At 43.2% G+C, this 15,281-nt stretch carries 17 protein-coding genes; 10 read left to right on the top strand and 7 right to left on the bottom strand.

Features of this window, described 5'->3' with window-relative positions; translation table 11 throughout:
- Positions 1–35: 35 nt before the first annotated feature.
- Both IDJ76_RS15300 and IDJ76_RS15295 read left to right on the top strand, forming a co-directional pair.
- Positions 36–398, top strand: a complete 363-nt coding sequence (locus IDJ76_RS15300) for a response regulator transcription factor (RefSeq protein ID WP_191164218.1) — start codon at positions 36–38, stop codon at positions 396–398.
- A 10-nt stretch (positions 399–408) separates the two neighbouring features.
- The gene (locus IDJ76_RS15295) at positions 409–975 is read left to right on the top strand and encodes a DapH/DapD/GlmU-related protein (protein WP_191164217.1); all 567 of its coding nucleotides are present in this window, start codon (positions 409–411) and stop codon (positions 973–975) included.
- Between the two features lie 62 nt (positions 976–1,037).
- Here IDJ76_RS15295 and IDJ76_RS15290 read toward each other — a convergent pair whose 3' ends face one another.
- A complete protein-coding gene (locus IDJ76_RS15290; RefSeq protein ID WP_191164216.1) occupies positions 1,038–1,478 on the bottom strand; it encodes a DUF983 domain-containing protein in 441 nt (146 codons plus the stop codon).
- The gene (locus tag IDJ76_RS15285) at positions 1,465–2,349 is read right to left on the bottom strand and encodes an AraC family transcriptional regulator (RefSeq protein WP_191164215.1); all 885 of its coding nucleotides are present in this window, start codon (positions 2,347–2,349) and stop codon (positions 1,465–1,467) included. The genes IDJ76_RS15290 and IDJ76_RS15285 overlap by 14 nt, the downstream gene beginning before the upstream one ends.
- A gap of 198 nt (positions 2,350–2,547) precedes the next feature.
- Between IDJ76_RS15285 and IDJ76_RS15280 the strand changes: the two genes are divergently transcribed.
- The gene (locus tag IDJ76_RS15280) at positions 2,548–3,180 is read left to right on the top strand and encodes an HAD family hydrolase (RefSeq protein WP_191164214.1); all 633 of its coding nucleotides are present in this window, start codon (positions 2,548–2,550) and stop codon (positions 3,178–3,180) included.
- 40 nt (positions 3,181–3,220) lie between these two features.
- Positions 3,221–3,610, top strand: a complete 390-nt coding sequence (locus IDJ76_RS15275; RefSeq protein WP_191164213.1) for a hypothetical protein — start codon at positions 3,221–3,223, stop codon at positions 3,608–3,610.
- A 150-nt stretch (positions 3,611–3,760) separates the two neighbouring features.
- Here IDJ76_RS15275 and IDJ76_RS15270 read toward each other — a convergent pair whose 3' ends face one another.
- From IDJ76_RS15270 to IDJ76_RS15260, 3 genes are all read right to left on the bottom strand, one after another.
- Positions 3,761–4,081, bottom strand: coding sequence for a hypothetical protein (locus tag IDJ76_RS15270; protein WP_191164212.1), 321 nt, complete (start codon positions 4,079–4,081; stop codon positions 3,761–3,763).
- A 2-nt stretch (positions 4,082–4,083) separates the two neighbouring features.
- Positions 4,084–4,560, bottom strand: coding sequence for a ferritin-like domain-containing protein (locus IDJ76_RS15265; RefSeq protein ID WP_191164211.1), 477 nt, complete (start codon positions 4,558–4,560; stop codon positions 4,084–4,086).
- Positions 4,561–4,710: 150 nt separating this feature from the next.
- Positions 4,711–5,481 carry a DNA-formamidopyrimidine glycosylase family protein gene (locus tag IDJ76_RS15260; protein ID WP_191164210.1) on the bottom strand — a complete coding sequence of 257 codons (771 nt, stop codon included), beginning with the start codon at positions 5,479–5,481 and terminating at the stop codon, positions 4,711–4,713.
- A gap of 143 nt (positions 5,482–5,624) precedes the next feature.
- Between IDJ76_RS15260 and IDJ76_RS15255 the strand changes: the two genes are divergently transcribed.
- From IDJ76_RS15255 to IDJ76_RS15235, 5 genes are all read left to right on the top strand, one after another.
- The gene (locus IDJ76_RS15255; protein WP_191164209.1) at positions 5,625–6,683 is read left to right on the top strand and encodes a type III polyketide synthase; all 1,059 of its coding nucleotides are present in this window, start codon (positions 5,625–5,627) and stop codon (positions 6,681–6,683) included.
- Positions 6,684–6,691: 8 nt separating this feature from the next.
- A complete protein-coding gene (locus IDJ76_RS15250) occupies positions 6,692–7,183 on the top strand; it encodes an isoprenylcysteine carboxyl methyltransferase family protein (protein ID WP_191164208.1) in 492 nt (163 codons plus the stop codon).
- Between the two features lie 32 nt (positions 7,184–7,215).
- Complete coding sequence (locus IDJ76_RS15245) at positions 7,216–7,434, top strand: hypothetical protein (protein ID WP_191164207.1); 219 nt, start codon at positions 7,216–7,218, stop codon at positions 7,432–7,434.
- Positions 7,419–7,748: a type II toxin-antitoxin system PemK/MazF family toxin gene (locus tag IDJ76_RS15240; protein ID WP_191164206.1), complete on the top strand. Its 330-nt coding sequence runs from the start codon at positions 7,419–7,421 to the stop codon at positions 7,746–7,748. The genes IDJ76_RS15245 and IDJ76_RS15240 overlap by 16 nt, the downstream gene beginning before the upstream one ends.
- A gap of 82 nt (positions 7,749–7,830) precedes the next feature.
- Positions 7,831–8,271: a hypothetical protein gene (locus tag IDJ76_RS15235; protein ID WP_191164205.1), complete on the top strand. Its 441-nt coding sequence runs from the start codon at positions 7,831–7,833 to the stop codon at positions 8,269–8,271.
- A gap of 197 nt (positions 8,272–8,468) precedes the next feature.
- On the opposite strand, the gene IDJ76_RS15230 is transcribed toward IDJ76_RS15235, so the two are convergent.
- Positions 8,469–11,492 (bottom strand): DUF2723 domain-containing protein, encoded by a 3,024-nt coding sequence (locus IDJ76_RS15230; RefSeq protein WP_191164204.1) that lies wholly within the window; start codon positions 11,490–11,492, stop codon positions 8,469–8,471.
- A gap of 204 nt (positions 11,493–11,696) precedes the next feature.
- Positions 11,697–13,301 (bottom strand): IPT/TIG domain-containing protein, encoded by a 1,605-nt coding sequence (locus IDJ76_RS15225; protein ID WP_191164203.1) that lies wholly within the window; start codon positions 13,299–13,301, stop codon positions 11,697–11,699.
- 217 nt (positions 13,302–13,518) lie between these two features.
- On the opposite strand from IDJ76_RS15225, the gene IDJ76_RS15220 reads away from it, so the two are divergent.
- On the top strand, positions 13,519–15,156 hold the full coding sequence (locus IDJ76_RS15220) for a gliding motility protein RemB (RefSeq protein WP_224746350.1): 1,638 nt from the start codon (positions 13,519–13,521) through the stop codon (positions 15,154–15,156).
- Positions 15,157–15,281: the final 125 nt, after the last annotated feature.

Genomic DNA, 15,281 nt, shown 5'->3' with positions numbered 1-15,281 from the left:
CTTGCGGTAGTTTGGGCATCAAACTACATAGTAAAATGAAACAAAAAAAAATAATGATAGCGGACGATGATCCGGGGATAGTGGATGCTGTGGAGATGCTGCTTGAATTTGAGGGTTACAAAGTAACCAGTACGGTAGATGGATCGACTGTGCTGGATATGAAAGAAGAATTGCCCGACCTGCTGCTGCTGGATATTTGGATGAGCGGCGAAGACGGCAGGGATATATGTAAAAAGCTAAAAAGTACTGCCATCACAAAAAACATCCCCGTAATTATGATCTCGGCGAGCCGCGACATCAGGGAATCGGCCATGGCTGCCGGTGCCGATGATTTTTTAGCCAAACCCTTTGAAATGGATGAGCTATTGAAAAAGATTGAGGTTTTGACCCATCAGTAATCGTCTAAAAATGAACGTAGATGTCGATATTTTTGAGCGGATGAAGGCGGGCGAACCTATCAGGTTAGACGATGAGCAATATTTTAAGATACATGATGTTGTTTCAAAAACGATCAATCTGGTTACGGAAATGAACGCGACTTCTAAGGACGTTGACCAGATACGGGACCGGTTAAGCGTAATCACCGGTACTTCGATAGATAAATCTACAATTGTATTTGCCCCTTTTTACACAAATTTCGGCATTCATATCCATATAGGTAAAGATGTGTTCATCAACCATGCCTGCACTTTTTTGGATATGGGTGGCATCACTTTAGAGGATGGCGTACTTATCGGGCCCAAAGCCAACCTCATTACAGAAAATCATCCCATTAAACCCGAAGACAGGAAGGCTTTGGTATGTTGCCCAATTGTGATAAAACGTAACGCCTGGATAGGTGCGGCGGCAACTATATTACCCGGTATAACCATTGGCGAAAACGCTGTGGTAGCCGCGGGTGCAGTAGTAACGCGTGATGTTGCCCCAAATACCATCGTTGCCGGGGTACCTGCCCGCAAGGTGAAAAGTATCTAAATCACTATTCCCCTATTAAGCTTCATTATTTCTGTGCCGATAAACGTTTAGCATTTATACGGCTACTCTTTATCCTTAACCGCAACCTTATTCATATCCTCGCCCCGCCATGGTTCGTAATTTAAGCCTGGTGTTAGCCAATACAATAAGATCACCCTTGAGTAGCGGTAATTGAACGGCGACAAGATAAATATTACCCCCATTAATACCGCAACATACAACCACGGCGAATTTGAACCTGTTAGCACATGCGTTGCTACAGCAAAGGTTACCATTTCGGCAACGTTAAAGGCATAGCTTACAAACATAGCCACATACCAGTATCCCGGTTCGCGCTCATATACCAGCCCGCAGTGCGCGCAACGTTCGTGCATTTTTTGGCCGCTAAAGCTGTAGGTAGGGGTCGAATAAATATCCCCGCGGCGGCAGCGCGGGCATTTGCATTTGACAATGCCCATCAGGGCAGATACCGGCTTGTTAGGTTTTATATTATCGGGTGTCATGGGTCAGTGTTTGTTTTCTAAATTCGTCGGGCGTGGTGCCGGTATGTTTTTTAAAGAATTTGGTAAAATAAGAGTTGTCGGCAAAGTTGAGCTTACCGGCTATGGTTGCAATATTTAGGTCGAGGTTCACCAACAGGCGTTTAGCCTCTAAAACAACCCGATCGCGTATCACTTCGCCGGCGGGTAACCCCAGCATATCGTTACAAAGCGCATTTAAGTGGTTTGGGGTGATATACAATAATGCGGCGTAGTCTTTGGGTAATTTAAGTGTTGTAAAGTTCAAGTCGACCAGTTTTCTGAAGCTTTGTAGCAGCGTATAATTATAGGTTGATGAGGCTACATGGTTGCTGTTAACACCTTGTCGTGCTACGGTAATAAATAATTGCAGCATCAACACCCTAATGAGGTCCATTCCCGGTTTATCCGGCGCAGCACTTTCCTGCACCAATTGATCAAACAAGTCAGTAATATGGTCCCTGCTTTTAATGTCGAGGTTAATCACTTCATCGTTTACATTACCGCTAAAGAATGGAAAGGTGTCCAGGTAGTCGGGCCGTAACAAAAACGACTGGAAAAACGCTGCCGAAAAGTTAATGATGTAACCGTCTACCGGACCCTCAAAATTCCAGCGGTGCACCTGGCCGGGGGCCATAAAATAGATCTGGTGAGGCTTTACAGGAAACGTTTTGAAATCGATGGCATGCGTACCGCCACCTTGTGTAAATAGTACTACGTGATAAAAAGTATGCTTGTGTGGCAAACTCAGGTTTTTATGCTTTTGCAGATAAGGGGCAAAGCGGCTCACCAGCAGGTCTTCATGCTGATGATCAGACAATGCGCAAATATCATATACCGGGAATGCCTTTTTCACTATGATACAAAGATACTTAACAATTGCGCCGCCTAATGGTGACGGATATCACTTTTATGGTACTATTTACTTATATAATCAAACGAAAAGCTGACAGAAAAGAATTGCAGTGCGGGAGACGATTTTCGCCCATAATCTTTCCGTAAAATCTATGCGTACTTTGTGGTTAAAAAACTAAAGATTAATTTCACCAACATTATGCAAAAACCCGATAGCCTGATCTTTGATATGGATGGTACCCTTTGGGATGCCGTTGACACTTATGCCCACTCCTGGAATGTTGTTTTTGGCGAAATGGGGATCGACAAAACTATTGACCGCCATATACTTGCGCCTATGGTGGGCTGGGAAGGTAAAAAGGTGATCGAAACCCTGATGCCCGAGTTTGACCACCAGAAACGCCTGGATATTTATGCTACCGTAAACAACAGGCGGCACTCATTGATAGGTGATATGGGCGGCATTATGTATGACGGTGTGATGGAAGGTTTACCTAAGCTGGCAGAAAAGTACAAGCTTTTCATCTTGAGTAATTGTGCCAAAGGCATTATCCGCCAGTTTATCAATTGGGCGGATATTGACGCCTATATTACCGACGAGATTGCGTACGGCACCAACTTTATGCCCAAGAATTTTAATATCAAACAACTGATAGATAAACACGACCTAAAGTCCCCGGTTTATGTGGGCGATACCGCCGGCGATGGCGAGCAGACACGGTTGGCGGGCATCCCCTTTGTATTTGTAAGTTACGGTTTTGGTGATACAGATGACCATGATGTTAAATTTGATGATTTTACGGCATTGACCAATTATTTTTTAAACTTATAACCGGTTTATCCGTTAGCTTGATAAATAAAAACACAACACTATGAACAGACGCGTTTTACCTATAGTTTTAATTGTATTGTTACTTGTAGTAACCGGGGTAGTTTACTACCGGTATTTCTTTGTTTTTGGCGAAGGTGTAAAAGCCGGAACAATGAATTACTTTGTTAAGAAGGGTAACCTTTTCAAAACTTATGAGGGCCGACTGATCCAAACCGGCATCCGTTCGCAAACCCAGGGTAATATTCAATCTAACGAGTTTATGTTTTCGGTTACAGACGAAAAGGTTGCCGATAAACTTAACCACAGTGCGGGCGCAATGCTTGATCTGCATTACAAAGAATACAAACACACCCTGCCCTGGAGGGGTGTAAGTGTATTTGTTGTTGATAGCGTAATGTTGGCAACGCCTGTAACGCCAACAGCACCTTGATAATATTGAGGGTGAAAAGAGAAAAGACTTGACGATAAAAGATCAAGGATAGAAATAGGATCGAAGAAGTTTGATCTGAGAAAAGTTTAACAAAAAAGGGAGAAGCATTGTAACGCTTCTCCCTTTTTTGTTTGTGCTACGGCGAGGGCTTTAAAATAACTCGTCGGCTTTGCCGGAGTTCTGAGTAAGTATCTTACTCAGGTTATATTGCCTTTCGGGTTCATTATCTCCCTTTATCAAGCCTTTATTAAACAGCGCGACTAATATATTCCGTGCATCATCCTCGTGGATATGCGGGTCGGTAGCGGCGTCTAATTCGTTTAATTTCGCAGCTACCTGCGGCGCTGTGGCATATTCTAATTGTGCCAGTGCGTAAATAACGTTATCCTGAAATGATGCACCTTTTTCATATTTGTGCGGTACATGCAATGGCTTATATTCTTTTAAAAAATCCTGATCCGGGCTGTCCATAATTATGCTGATAGTTTAATTGAGTCGCGCAGGGCTTTAACCGCATCATGCGCTATATTTAATCCGTGTAGCTGGTTGGTTAAGATAGTAACCACCTTATCGTCTTCCCATATCAGTTCCTTATCATCTAAAGCTTTGCGGTAGGCGCTTTTGGCCACGTCTTCGCCGTATTCACAGTCAGATAATATTGAATGCGCATCTTGTTTAGAGAATGCCGCTTTTACGTCCATCCAGGTGTTATGAAACTTGCCTGATAACGTAGTACCATCGGCAGGCGAGCCGCCTAATACACGGATATAATCGTTCAATTGGTTTACGTAACCTGTGCTTTGATCAGCATAACTTTCAAATATTCCCTTAATAGAGCTGTCTTCGGTGCTTTCCAAAGCTTTTTGGTAGCCTGCAATGCGGTCGTTATTTATTTTGATCAAGTCGTTAAGGGCCGAGATCTGGTGTTGGATGTGCTGTAATGTTCCCATGGTAGTATATATTAGTAGTCTATATATGTGTGTGTTGTTATTAAGGAAACACTGTATTTAGGTTAAAAGTTTTAAGTATAGCGAAAAAATTCATCAAAAAATCATGTCCTATAAGGAGTGGGAGCATAGGAGATACTCGGGGCCGATACTTTATGTATACAACTCCTGTTCTTCTGTATAGTAGGTTTTCCGGGTTGCTTCTTTGATCAGGATCTCTTTGCCGGTAGGGCTTTGTTTCTTTTTAGCGTTATGGATCAGCATAAAATCGCGGATCTCGCCGGCGATGATATCGGGGTTCGATTTGATGATCTGTTCTTCGGCGTTCTTTAAGACAGAGTGGATCGACTTCAGGAGTGCTGCCACCTTATCATCCGGGATCTTATTCGCAGCGGAAAAAGGCGAGATCCGGGCATCCCATAGGATCTCATCCGCGTAAGCATTACCTATCCCGCGGATTATTTTCTGGCCCAGCAATACTGTTTTTACGTTGGTTTTAGTTTTGCCCAGTTTGGCTTTTAGGTAGGTTAGATTTGCTTTATCGGCATCAGGGGCATCTTTATCAGCCGGGTTTAAGGTTGGGTTGGCAATCCCCTGGAAATCCGTTAGCACCAGTCCGGTATCATCTGTAAAAACTATTTCGATGAGACTATACTTCTGCTCGTTTTTGCCCTTAAATAAAAACAGTTTACCGTGCAGCATCAGGTGCAATGCCAATACATCGCCTTTACTAAACTTAAAATACAACTCCTTCCCGTCGCGATATACCTTATTCAGTTTTTGACCGTTTAAGGTATCATTCAGCTCACGATGCGTCACATTCAATTTAGGCGCTTTATGCACGGTGATTGTTTGAACGGTTTTATCGGCCAGCATTTTATCAAGGTTGCGCGCAAATACTTGCAGGTCGGGTAGTTCGGGCATCTGAATTAACTTTTAGGTGGTACAATTTAATAAGCTTACAGTAATTGAAACAATAGTATTTAATAAAAGTTATCAACCATACGATAGTTTCTTTCGTATTATCTATATTGGAGCAATTCCTCCCCCAAATTTTATAATGTACAATGCCATTTATAACAGCAGTATCTAAAATTGATTTGCCTAACAGGGTGCCGCAGCACGAAGTAAAAGAACAGGCGCGTGCCCTCTTTTCGGTGGATTTCCCTCAGGTAGACCGGCTCATCCAGGCGTTTGACAATACCGGGATTGTTACCCGCAACTTTGCCAAACCGATAAGTTATTATGCTGAAAATACCACGTTTAAAGAGCGTAACGATGCGTATATAAGCCTATCGCTGCAGTACGCTGTTGAGGCTGCAGAAGTGGCGATCGCAAAAGCCGGGATCGATAAGGACGAGATAACTGATGTGCTTTTTGTATCGACCACCGGGCTGGCCACGCCAAGTATAGATGCCATGGTTATCAATAAAATGCGGCTAAACCAGCATGTAAACCGTACACCAGTATGGGGTTTGGGTTGTGCAGGCGGTGTAGCCGGTATGGCTAAGGCAAACATGGCGGCAAAGGCAAACCCGGATGCGGTTGTGTTACTGATTGCAGTCGAGCTTTGCTCGCTTACATTGATCAAAAGCGATTATAGCAAAAGTAATTTCATTGGATCCAGCTTGTTTTCTGATGGGGTAGTGGCAGTGATTGTTAAAGGCGATAACCATGCTCAACAAGCAAAGCAATTGAATATATTGGCTAATAGCAGCAAGCTATATTACGATTCTGAAGAAGTAATGGGCTGGCAGTTTCAGGATGATGGGTTTAAGGTGGTGTTCTCTAAAGATATCCCTACATTTATCCATACTAATATCAGCGGTGATGTTGCCGATTTTTTGGGTAAACAAGGGTTACAGCTAAGCGACATCAAAAACTTTATCTTCCATCCCGGCGGTACTAAGGTCTTAGATGCTTACGTGGATGCGTTAAAGATTCCCGGCGATTTTTTAAAGAACACCCGCCAGGTTATGACTGATAATGGCAACATGAGCAGTGTTACCGTGCTATACGTATTAGAGAAATTTATGGCCGAAGGCTTTGCCGATGGTTACGGGCTAATGCTGGCCATGGGCCCTGGCTTTAGCAGCGAAATGATCCTGTTAAAAATGCAAAACTAACCCTAACAATGACCTTTATCCTTTTTATCAGCTTCCTGATCATTCAGCGCATATCTGAATTACTGGTAGCTGCCCGAAACGAAAAATGGCTGCGCGCTAACGGTGCGGTTGAGTATGGTAAAGAGCACTACCCGTACATTGTATTGCTGCATACGGCTTTTATCATATCAGTAATTGCTGAGTATATTTACAGCGACCATACCGGCACCAATTATTTTTTCATCGTGCTGTTTTTTGTGTTGATAGTGATCAAGGTAGTGGTGATATCAACCCTTGGCCATTACTGGAACACTAAGATTTTTAAAGTGCCTGGTTCTAAACCCGTGGCTACAGGCATTTATAAATACATTAAGCACCCCAACTATATCATCGTTATTTGCGAGATAGCCATTATCCCGCTGGCCTTTAACTTGTATTATACGGCTGTAGCATTCACTATTTTAAACGCCATTATGCTATCGGTGCGCATCAAAAAAGAGAATGAAGTGCTGGCGATGTAAGTGGCGTTTTAAATATTTTGTATATTTGATATATGGTGAGGACAATTTTAAAACCGGAAAACCAAAGTGTTTTACTCAACGTTCCTGAGAACTTTGTTGGTAAGCAGGTAGAAATTATTGCATTTACTATTGATGAGGCGCAGTCGAAAGATATCGTTCGGGAGGAATCACTTACTTTTCAGGCAAGTGAAAAGGCGCTTTCAAAAGACTGGCTTACCATTGAAGAAGATGTTGCATGGCAAAATTTGTAAAAGGGGATGTTGTTGTAATTCCGTTTCCTTTTTCTGATCTTTCTGGATCGAAGCGCAGACCCGCCTTAGTACTTGCAGATCTACCTGGTGATGATATCATTCTTTGCCAAATAACCAGTCAGCAAAATTTAGATAACTTTGCTATTCCATTAATACATTCGGACTTTGTTTCGGGTAATTTACCAATTATATCTTATATCCGCCCAACACGAATATTCACTGCAGATAAAAATATGATTATTCGGATTTCGGGCTCTGTAGATAAATCTGTTAGCTCGAAAGTTGCACATTTACTTTCAAACCTTTTCAAATAAACCGGCTCAATTTAAGTAAATTACTACTATACGTTGTGTAGATGTATAGCAAGCCCTAACTTGCCCTACAAACACATCCAACATGAAAACAAAAACTTTTTTTTCTGCGGCAGCTATCGCATTGTCATTATCTGCATTCACTACTTTTAGTACTGCCGAAAAAGATGTGCTGGGCACCTGGAAACTTGATGAGGCATCAATCCCCCAAATGGTTGACGGTATCATAACTAAAGCCGTTGCCGCTGCGCCGGATGCCGAGGATAAAATTAAGGAAAGCAAAGGTGAAATTGTTGAACTGGTCAAAAGCCTTCAGGTAACCTATAAGGCTGACGGTACCTACGAGTCGGCATCAACGCAAGGCCTTAAACATGGTAAGTGGGTTTTAACAGATAAAAACCATAATATTCAAATAACCAAAGCCGACGGTACTACCCGTAAGGATAGTATTTTGGAATTGACAGCATCTAAATTTAAATTACTCAACCGCGAACTGAAGGTGACTACACTTTATGTAAGGCCGTAAAATTAAAATTTATACCCCCCTCCGAATAAATCTTACGTCATGCCTAATTTATTTTGGCATCTCACAGGACAAGTCAATGGCTGTTGTAGTTTAAACATTGTATGAGAGATGCTGAAATAAATTCAGCATGACCTGATTACATAAAAAGAGCCATTCAGCATTTGCTGAATGGCTCTTTTTATTAATGTATGCCTTAATTATTCCTTCCCTAAAACAGGGGCAAATTTGGTGGCGTAATCTTTTAACTGTGCCCCCAATTTTTTACTCAGGGCATCCTGGTGGCCGGCTTTACTAAACTCGGTGATACCGTTTAGTACCTGTATGCCTATCTGTATATCGCGCACACTCATGTTACCGCCGCCTTGCTGCAGTTGGTAATAATTGTAGTTTAACTGATCTACCAAAAAGGTATCAATAGCGTTGATAATCTTGTTCCCCAGGGTAGGGTCGCCTAAGCGATAGGCAATTTGCGCCATAAACAGTTTACGGCCCGCTACATCAATGTACGGATTCAAATCGGGCAGTTCGTCGTCAGCCTTGTGTAACACCTTAAGAGCAAGGTCACCGTCGCCTTCCTGCTCCAGGTTGCGGGCCAGGTCTAAGAAAGTGGTAAGCATTACCGGGTAAAACATATTGGTCGATTCATGGTCCAGGTATTTAGCCGTTTTAAACTTGCCGAATTTAAACTTGTTCATCACGTTGTTGTACATCACCAGGCTATTGGTTTTGCTTAACTGGTCCTGATTGGTGGTGTCGGGTTTTAGCGGTAATAAGCGGTAAGTAAAACCTTCTTTATACAAATACGGCTGTAAACCTATCAGATTGCTGTTCCCGATTGTGGTGGTAAAGCAAATAGGGCGTTTCCAGTTATTATGCGCCAGGATATCCAGTATGGCCAAATTCTCTTTGGTCACGTAGTTAGAGGTATATGTCCAGTGCATGGCCGTGTCCAGCTTGCTTTTTTGCTCGGGTGTGATGACATTGTTCTTCATCACATCGTCCGGGTTTATCTTCAGGCTGAACTTTTTGGTAGGCAGGTAGTTCACGCTTTCGCCCGCATTGTTTTGCCCTTGCATCGCCTTGTCGTCCGATGTGATAAAGTCAAACACATCCTTTACTTCGCTGTAGCCGGGTATTTTGGCATCCTGGTAGTAAATAACGTCTCTTACACCTTCTTTATACTTATCAAAAGGCATGGTGATAGGCAGCGGAGCACTTTGGTTCATTTGCTTTTGCATCTGGCGGATATACCAGTCGCCAGTAAACAGGCTCAGGTTAACAATGCGCACATCCGGGCGGATGCCTTCCACTTCCTGGTCGTACCATAACGAGTAGGTATCATTATCGCCGTAGGTAAACAAAATAGCATTTGGCGGGCAGCTGATGAGGTAGTTGTAAGCCATGTCATGCGGTGTCATTTTAGTCGAGCGGTCATGCGCCTTCCACTCTTTTGACGCCATTAAAATAGGTGCTAATAATAAACAAAGGCCTGTAGCCGCGTAGGCAGAGATTTTGATATTAACTTTGGCCCAGTTTTTCATCATATCGGCAATGGCAATAACGGCCAGGCCTATCCATATAGCAAAGGCATAAAACGAGCCCACGTACGAGTAATCCCTTTCGCGCGGCTGCACATTGGCCTGGTTAACGTATAACACTACAGCAATACCGGTAAAGAACCAAAGCATCAACACAATCAAGGCATCGCGTTTTTTATAGCTGAAATGGTAAAACATCCCCAATAACCCCAAAATTAAAGGAAGGGCATATAGCGGTGTGTAAGTTGTACCGTGGATAACCGAGTTGGGCAGGTGTTTGCCGCCGTCAAAGATCCCGCTTGTCCAGTTACCATCATATCCCTCTGTGCTGGTTTGGCCGTCTTGGTCGTTATAGCGGCCAACAAAGTTCCATAAAAAGTAGCGGCCATACATCTGGTAAATCTGCCAGCTAAACATATAGCGCATGTTATCATAAAACGTAGGCGATTGGGTATCGCTCATTTGCAGCCACTGGCGGTAAAATTGTACATCCTGCGCATCATTGCTATACATACGTGGCAGCAGGGTGGTCTTATCGTATATGTAATTTGTTTTTTTGCCGGCAACCTCATAGCTTTTTTCGCCTTTACGGTAAATATTTGCTCCCTCGGTTTGATCTATAATTTTCGAATCAAAGAGCTGGCCTGTAAGCAGCGGGTTTTCGCCGTATTGAATGCGGTTTAAGTAGCCGTACATCACAAAGGCATTATCCGGATGCGAGTTGTTGAGGTTAGTATTAGCAGTTGCCCGGATAGGGATATAAGCAAACGAGCCGTAGCCAAAGTATATAAAGGCAACACACAGTAACGCAAGATTAAGCGTAGGCATGTTGTGTTTGATACTGTAGCGGATGCCAAATACCAGTGCCGCGACAATCAGCAGGAAAAAGAAGATGGCACCTGTCCAGAAGCCCAAGCCTAACGAGTTCACAAAGAATAGATCGAAATACGCAGCAAACTTAATAGTATAACCACGGATGCCATATTGTACAAAACCCAGGATAACAACGCTGATTAAAAAAGCGATGATGGCGCTCTTAGTATTAATATTTTTATACCTGCGGAAGTAATATACCAACGCCAGCGCCGGGATAGTTAACAAGTTTAAAAGGTGGATCCCGATAGAAAGACCGATAACGTAAGCGATAAAAATGATCCACTTGTCGGCACGGGGCTCATCGGCATGTGCCTCCCATTTTAATATCGCCCAGAATATAATAGCGATGCATAGCGATGAAAGGGCAAAAACGATAGTCTCTACAGCCGAGAACCAAAAGGTATCGGTGTAAGTGAACGCCAATGCGCCCACCAAACCTGCACCCATAATAAGGGTGGTTTGGGAGTCGCCAAATTCCTTGTCGCGGCCGGCTAATAATTTTTTAGCGATAGCGGTTATGCTCCAAAACAAAAACATTACCGTAGCACCGCTGGCAATTGCCGAGCCCATATTGGTAAAATAAGGCACTTTGGCATTATCGCCGAAGGACAACAGTGAAAACACCTTGCCCAGCATGGCAAACAAAGGGTAACCCGGCTGATGCGATACCTGCAAACGGTAAGCACATGATATAAATTCACCGCAATCCCAAAAGCTTACAGATGGTTCTAAAGTTAGAATGTAGGTTGAGGAGGCTATCACAAAGCAGAGCCAGCCTAAAAGGTTATTGATCTTGTTGTACTGCATGTATCAGGGTAATGTGTAAACGCGGCAAATATCAGTAATTTTATAACTAAATTGTAATTATTAAGCCACAGGGTCTTGAAAATTAACAGTTTTTAACGGATAATTTCGTCCTGGTAGCCAACAGCGGTCTACCTTTGGGTAAGCGCTAATAAGGTAAGAAAACCCCCTCTTTGCGGATCAGAAAGAGGGCCGGAGGTGTAGTTTTTAAAGCGTGACCTTGTAAAGCGTGTATTTAACATTATAGTCGTAAGGGTTAAAACTTTCGGCTGCACTCAGGTAGATGGTCCCCGAATTATCTACTGCTAATCCCATGATATTGCCGCCGGCCGGGTTGGCAAAAGTGTTAGTAACTACGCCATCTTTAATTTGATATAGGTTGTTCCCTAAAGCCAAAAAAAGCGTACCCGATGCATTGACCGCCAAATCGGCGGGCAAAGCTTGCCCGTAAACTGATGTTGTAGTAAAAGTTGTACCTGTTGCAACGGTAAAAGGCGTAGTAGTAATTACCCCGGCAGGTGTAATTTTGGCCAGATAGCGGGACGCGTTATCAATAAGGTAAACATCGCCGGTGGTGGTCTGTAATGCCATAGCGTTAACTCCGATAAAACCAGGTAGGGTCACCGGTGCCTTATCAACCCGTGCATTAGCGACTGTACTTACCAGCCCGGACGGTGTAACTTTCCGGATAATTGACGCATCATTAATGTAAAAATTGCCGGTAGCTGCGTTAAGGACAAGTTTAGTAGGGCCGATAAATTTAGCTTCTGCACCTTGTCCATCCGCATAAGACGAGTAGCTTCCCCCTGCAATAGCATTAAAGGAACCGTCTGGCAATACTTTCATCAATCTCAAGGTGAAATCAGGATAGGTATAAGGTTTTGCGCCGTTGGATTGAAACGGCGATGTAAAATACATGGTGCCGGATGCATCTGCTACGGCCCCACCAAAATTTACCCCGAAAAAGCCATTACTAATATATTCAGTGCCTGCTTTAGTTAACACGGTCACCGCTCCCGCCGGTGTTATCTTAGCTATCCTATTTTGGTCCGTGCCATAAATATTACCTGCGGCATCAAATGATATAAGCCTTAAACCAACGTTGTTAACAGTTGTGAAAGTTGATGAAGTAATTTTAAAATCGTCTTTGTATGTTAAAGTTTTACCATGGGTGGTCAATACAATTTTACCGGAAGCTGCGTTTGAAGGTGTTTTTAAATATATTGCCTTAAGTGTAGCTGAATCTACAACTGCTGGAATTCCGTTAACACTAACACTCGTTTTAGACGCAGTAGTGCTAAAATTTACGCCCAATATAATTACCCTGCCACCACGCATACCCGCAACTACATTAAGCCCTGTGATTTGCGGATCGGGTGTTTCAACGGTAAATTTGCCTGGGTGAACATAGCTTTTACCATTTGTATAGATGGTAAGCGTTACCGGGCCCGGGGGTACTTGATCCGGTATCATCACCTGGATACTGGTAGAGTCACCGAAAATAACAGGCGCGATTATATTATTAAATAGAACCGTACTTTCTTTAAAATCCTGGCTAAAATTATGACCATTGATCAGGATCACGCTATTGGGCACGCCCAAATTATTGAGAATGTATTTGTTGTAATAGTGCGGCCCGTCGGAGTAGCGCTCTCCATTATAGGTATAAAACTCCATGGTGGTAATTACCGGTAGTGTGGCAGTGTTCACAACAAATTGTTTATCTTTTTTACAGCCGAAACCCAAAATCTGGAGTATTAAAACAAGAGCAAAAATTGCCGGGCGTTTTAAAATGCTTGATGCGATAAACATGGTAGTTGTGATAAACGATAAAAATAATAACAAAATAGCAATAATAAAATTCCTTTTTACTTGATAATGAAGCTAATGCCCTTTCATGACCACAAGCCGTGTGCGTTCATGAACAAAAGATATGGTATGAGCTATTAGTTATCAGAAGTGGGCGCATTGACACTTTATTCTCCCGCCAATTTCTATCTTACAATAAATAATACTTATTTTGCTGCGTATGCAAAAAATCTACTCCCTTGTTGCGGGTAAAACGGTGTTAACGCTATTCTTGCTTATTCTTACCGCCGGATTGGCCAAAGCGCAATCGGTTTATTTGCCGCAGTCGTACCAGTTTTATCAAAAGTTTAACGGGCAAATCTATTCAAAAGGGAGTTTGAAGCATACCTCGCTCAGGCCTTTTTTAATAGACAGTACGGTCAGCACCCGATATACTGAACTGATGAACATAGGGGTAGATACCACCAGAAAAAGCTGGGTATCGCGCAAATTGTTTAATGAGCACCTGATCCAGGTAAATAAAAAGGATTTCACATTCTACGGCGATTTCCTGTCTGAGAATATCTGGGGCCATGACTTTGATGACCCTAACACCAAACCCGCCTACTTCCACCCGATCGGGGTAGGGCCAAAGGCTAAACTGGGGCTCAATACCCGTGGTTTTCAATTTGGCGGTACGGTGGGCAGTAAGTTTTCCTTTTACACCAGCGGTTACGAGAACCAGGCGGTATTCCCGTCATACTATAATCGGTATGTGGATAGTTTAGGCTTTGTGCCGGGCCAGGGATATGACCGCAGCTTTGGTAAAACCACCAAAGATTATTCGTACGTAACAGCTTTACTCTCGTACACACCCATTAAAGAACTAAATATTACCCTGGGGCAGGATAAAACCTTTATTGGCGATGGGTACCGCTCGCTGCTGCTGTCAGATTTTGCGGCTAATTACCCTATGCTGCGGGTAACGGCCAACGTAAGCAAATTCCAGTATATGATGATGTGGACGATGCTACAGGATATCAACGAAAAAAAGTTTGACTCCTTTGGTAGCAACCGCCGCAAGTACGGCCTGTTCCATTATCTGGATTATAATGTTACCAATAGCCTTTCGCTGGGTTTCTTTAACGCGGTGATCATTCCCGAGGCTGATGTAAACGGCAACCGCCGCGGTTTCGATATTAATTATATTAACCCTATCGTATTTATACCAGGCTCGGGCCCATCATCACAACCCGCCAATACTATGGTAGGTTTTACCGGTAAATATAAATTTTTGGATAAAAATGCTATTTATGCCCAGTACCTGATAGATAAGCTGCAATCGGGCAGTGGTGGAAAAAATCGTACTGGTTTACAATTAGGTGCCCGTGGCGGCGATATTTTCGGGGTGAAGAACCTTAGCTATATTATGGAATATAATACGGTACAGCCCGATACTTATTCAGATAATCAAACCCTAACGTATTATACCTTTTACGGGCAGCCGCTGGGCCACCCGCTGGGGGCAAATTTCAAAGAGTACCTGGGTATTATGAATTATACCGCCGGAAGGTTTGATTTTCAAGGGCAGCTAACTTATTCGCGCTACGGGTATGATGGCACCGTGTTTGATTACGGCTACAACCAGTCTATGCGCCAATACCCGGCAGCAGTCAGGTTTCCATTAGGCCCGGGTGTTACTACCAGTGTAAGGTATGCCGAGGGTACGGTATCATTTATGGTTAACCCCAAATACAACTTCCGCTTTGAGTTAGCCGGTCTGTACCGCGACGAAAGGAACGCCCTGGGCAGCAAAAAAACAGCCATGATTTCGTTCGGGCTGCGTACTACGTTCAGGAATTTATATCACGATTTTTAAAGCGCTCCTAAATCCTCCCCGGTAGGGAGGACCTAAAAAAATGGACGAAACTAAAGCCATCTTCTTTAAAGGGAATGCTATTCTGATTTTAAAAAGTCCTCTCCTTTGGAGAGGATATAGGTGAG

Source organism: Mucilaginibacter glaciei (genome assembly GCF_014773245.1).
GTDB classification, from domain to species: domain Bacteria; phylum Bacteroidota; class Bacteroidia; order Sphingobacteriales; family Sphingobacteriaceae; genus Mucilaginibacter; species Mucilaginibacter glaciei.
The sequence above is the reverse complement of the archived record's forward strand: the minus strand, read 5'-3'. Positions and strand labels throughout refer to the sequence as shown.

Bases quoted from the DNA above. Each gene is read 5' to 3' on its own strand.
- IDJ76_RS15250 (WP_191164208.1), top strand. From the start codon at position 6,692: ATGACCTTTATCCTTTTTATCAGCTTCCTGATCATTCAGCGCATATCT.
- IDJ76_RS15280 (WP_191164214.1), top strand. From the start codon at position 2,548: ATGCAAAAACCCGATAGCCTGATCTTTGATATGGATGGTACCCTTTGG.
- IDJ76_RS15240 (WP_191164206.1), top strand. From the start codon at position 7,419: ATGGCAAAATTTGTAAAAGGGGATGTTGTTGTAATTCCGTTTCCTTTT.
- IDJ76_RS15255 (WP_191164209.1), top strand. From the start codon at position 5,625: ATGCCATTTATAACAGCAGTATCTAAAATTGATTTGCCTAACAGGGTG.
- IDJ76_RS15265 (WP_191164211.1), bottom strand. From the start codon at position 4,560: ATGGGAACATTACAGCACATCCAACACCAGATCTCGGCCCTTAACGAC.
- IDJ76_RS15245 (WP_191164207.1), top strand. From the start codon at position 7,216: ATGGTGAGGACAATTTTAAAACCGGAAAACCAAAGTGTTTTACTCAAC.
- IDJ76_RS15235 (WP_191164205.1), top strand. From the start codon at position 7,831: ATGAAAACAAAAACTTTTTTTTCTGCGGCAGCTATCGCATTGTCATTA.
- IDJ76_RS15230 (WP_191164204.1), bottom strand. From the start codon at position 11,492: ATGCAGTACAACAAGATCAATAACCTTTTAGGCTGGCTCTGCTTTGTG.
- IDJ76_RS15290 (WP_191164216.1), bottom strand. From the start codon at position 1,478: ATGACACCCGATAATATAAAACCTAACAAGCCGGTATCTGCCCTGATG.
- IDJ76_RS15295 (WP_191164217.1), top strand. From the start codon at position 409: ATGAACGTAGATGTCGATATTTTTGAGCGGATGAAGGCGGGCGAACCT.
- IDJ76_RS15300 (WP_191164218.1), top strand. From the start codon at position 36: ATGAAACAAAAAAAAATAATGATAGCGGACGATGATCCGGGGATAGTG.
- IDJ76_RS15260 (WP_191164210.1), bottom strand. From the start codon at position 5,481: ATGCCCGAACTACCCGACCTGCAAGTATTTGCGCGCAACCTTGATAAA.
- IDJ76_RS15270 (WP_191164212.1), bottom strand. From the start codon at position 4,081: ATGGACAGCCCGGATCAGGATTTTTTAAAAGAATATAAGCCATTGCAT.
- IDJ76_RS15275 (WP_191164213.1), top strand. From the start codon at position 3,221: ATGAACAGACGCGTTTTACCTATAGTTTTAATTGTATTGTTACTTGTA.
- IDJ76_RS15225 (WP_191164203.1), bottom strand. From the start codon at position 13,301: ATGTTTATCGCATCAAGCATTTTAAAACGCCCGGCAATTTTTGCTCTT.
- IDJ76_RS15220 (WP_224746350.1), top strand. From the start codon at position 13,519: ATGCAAAAAATCTACTCCCTTGTTGCGGGTAAAACGGTGTTAACGCTA.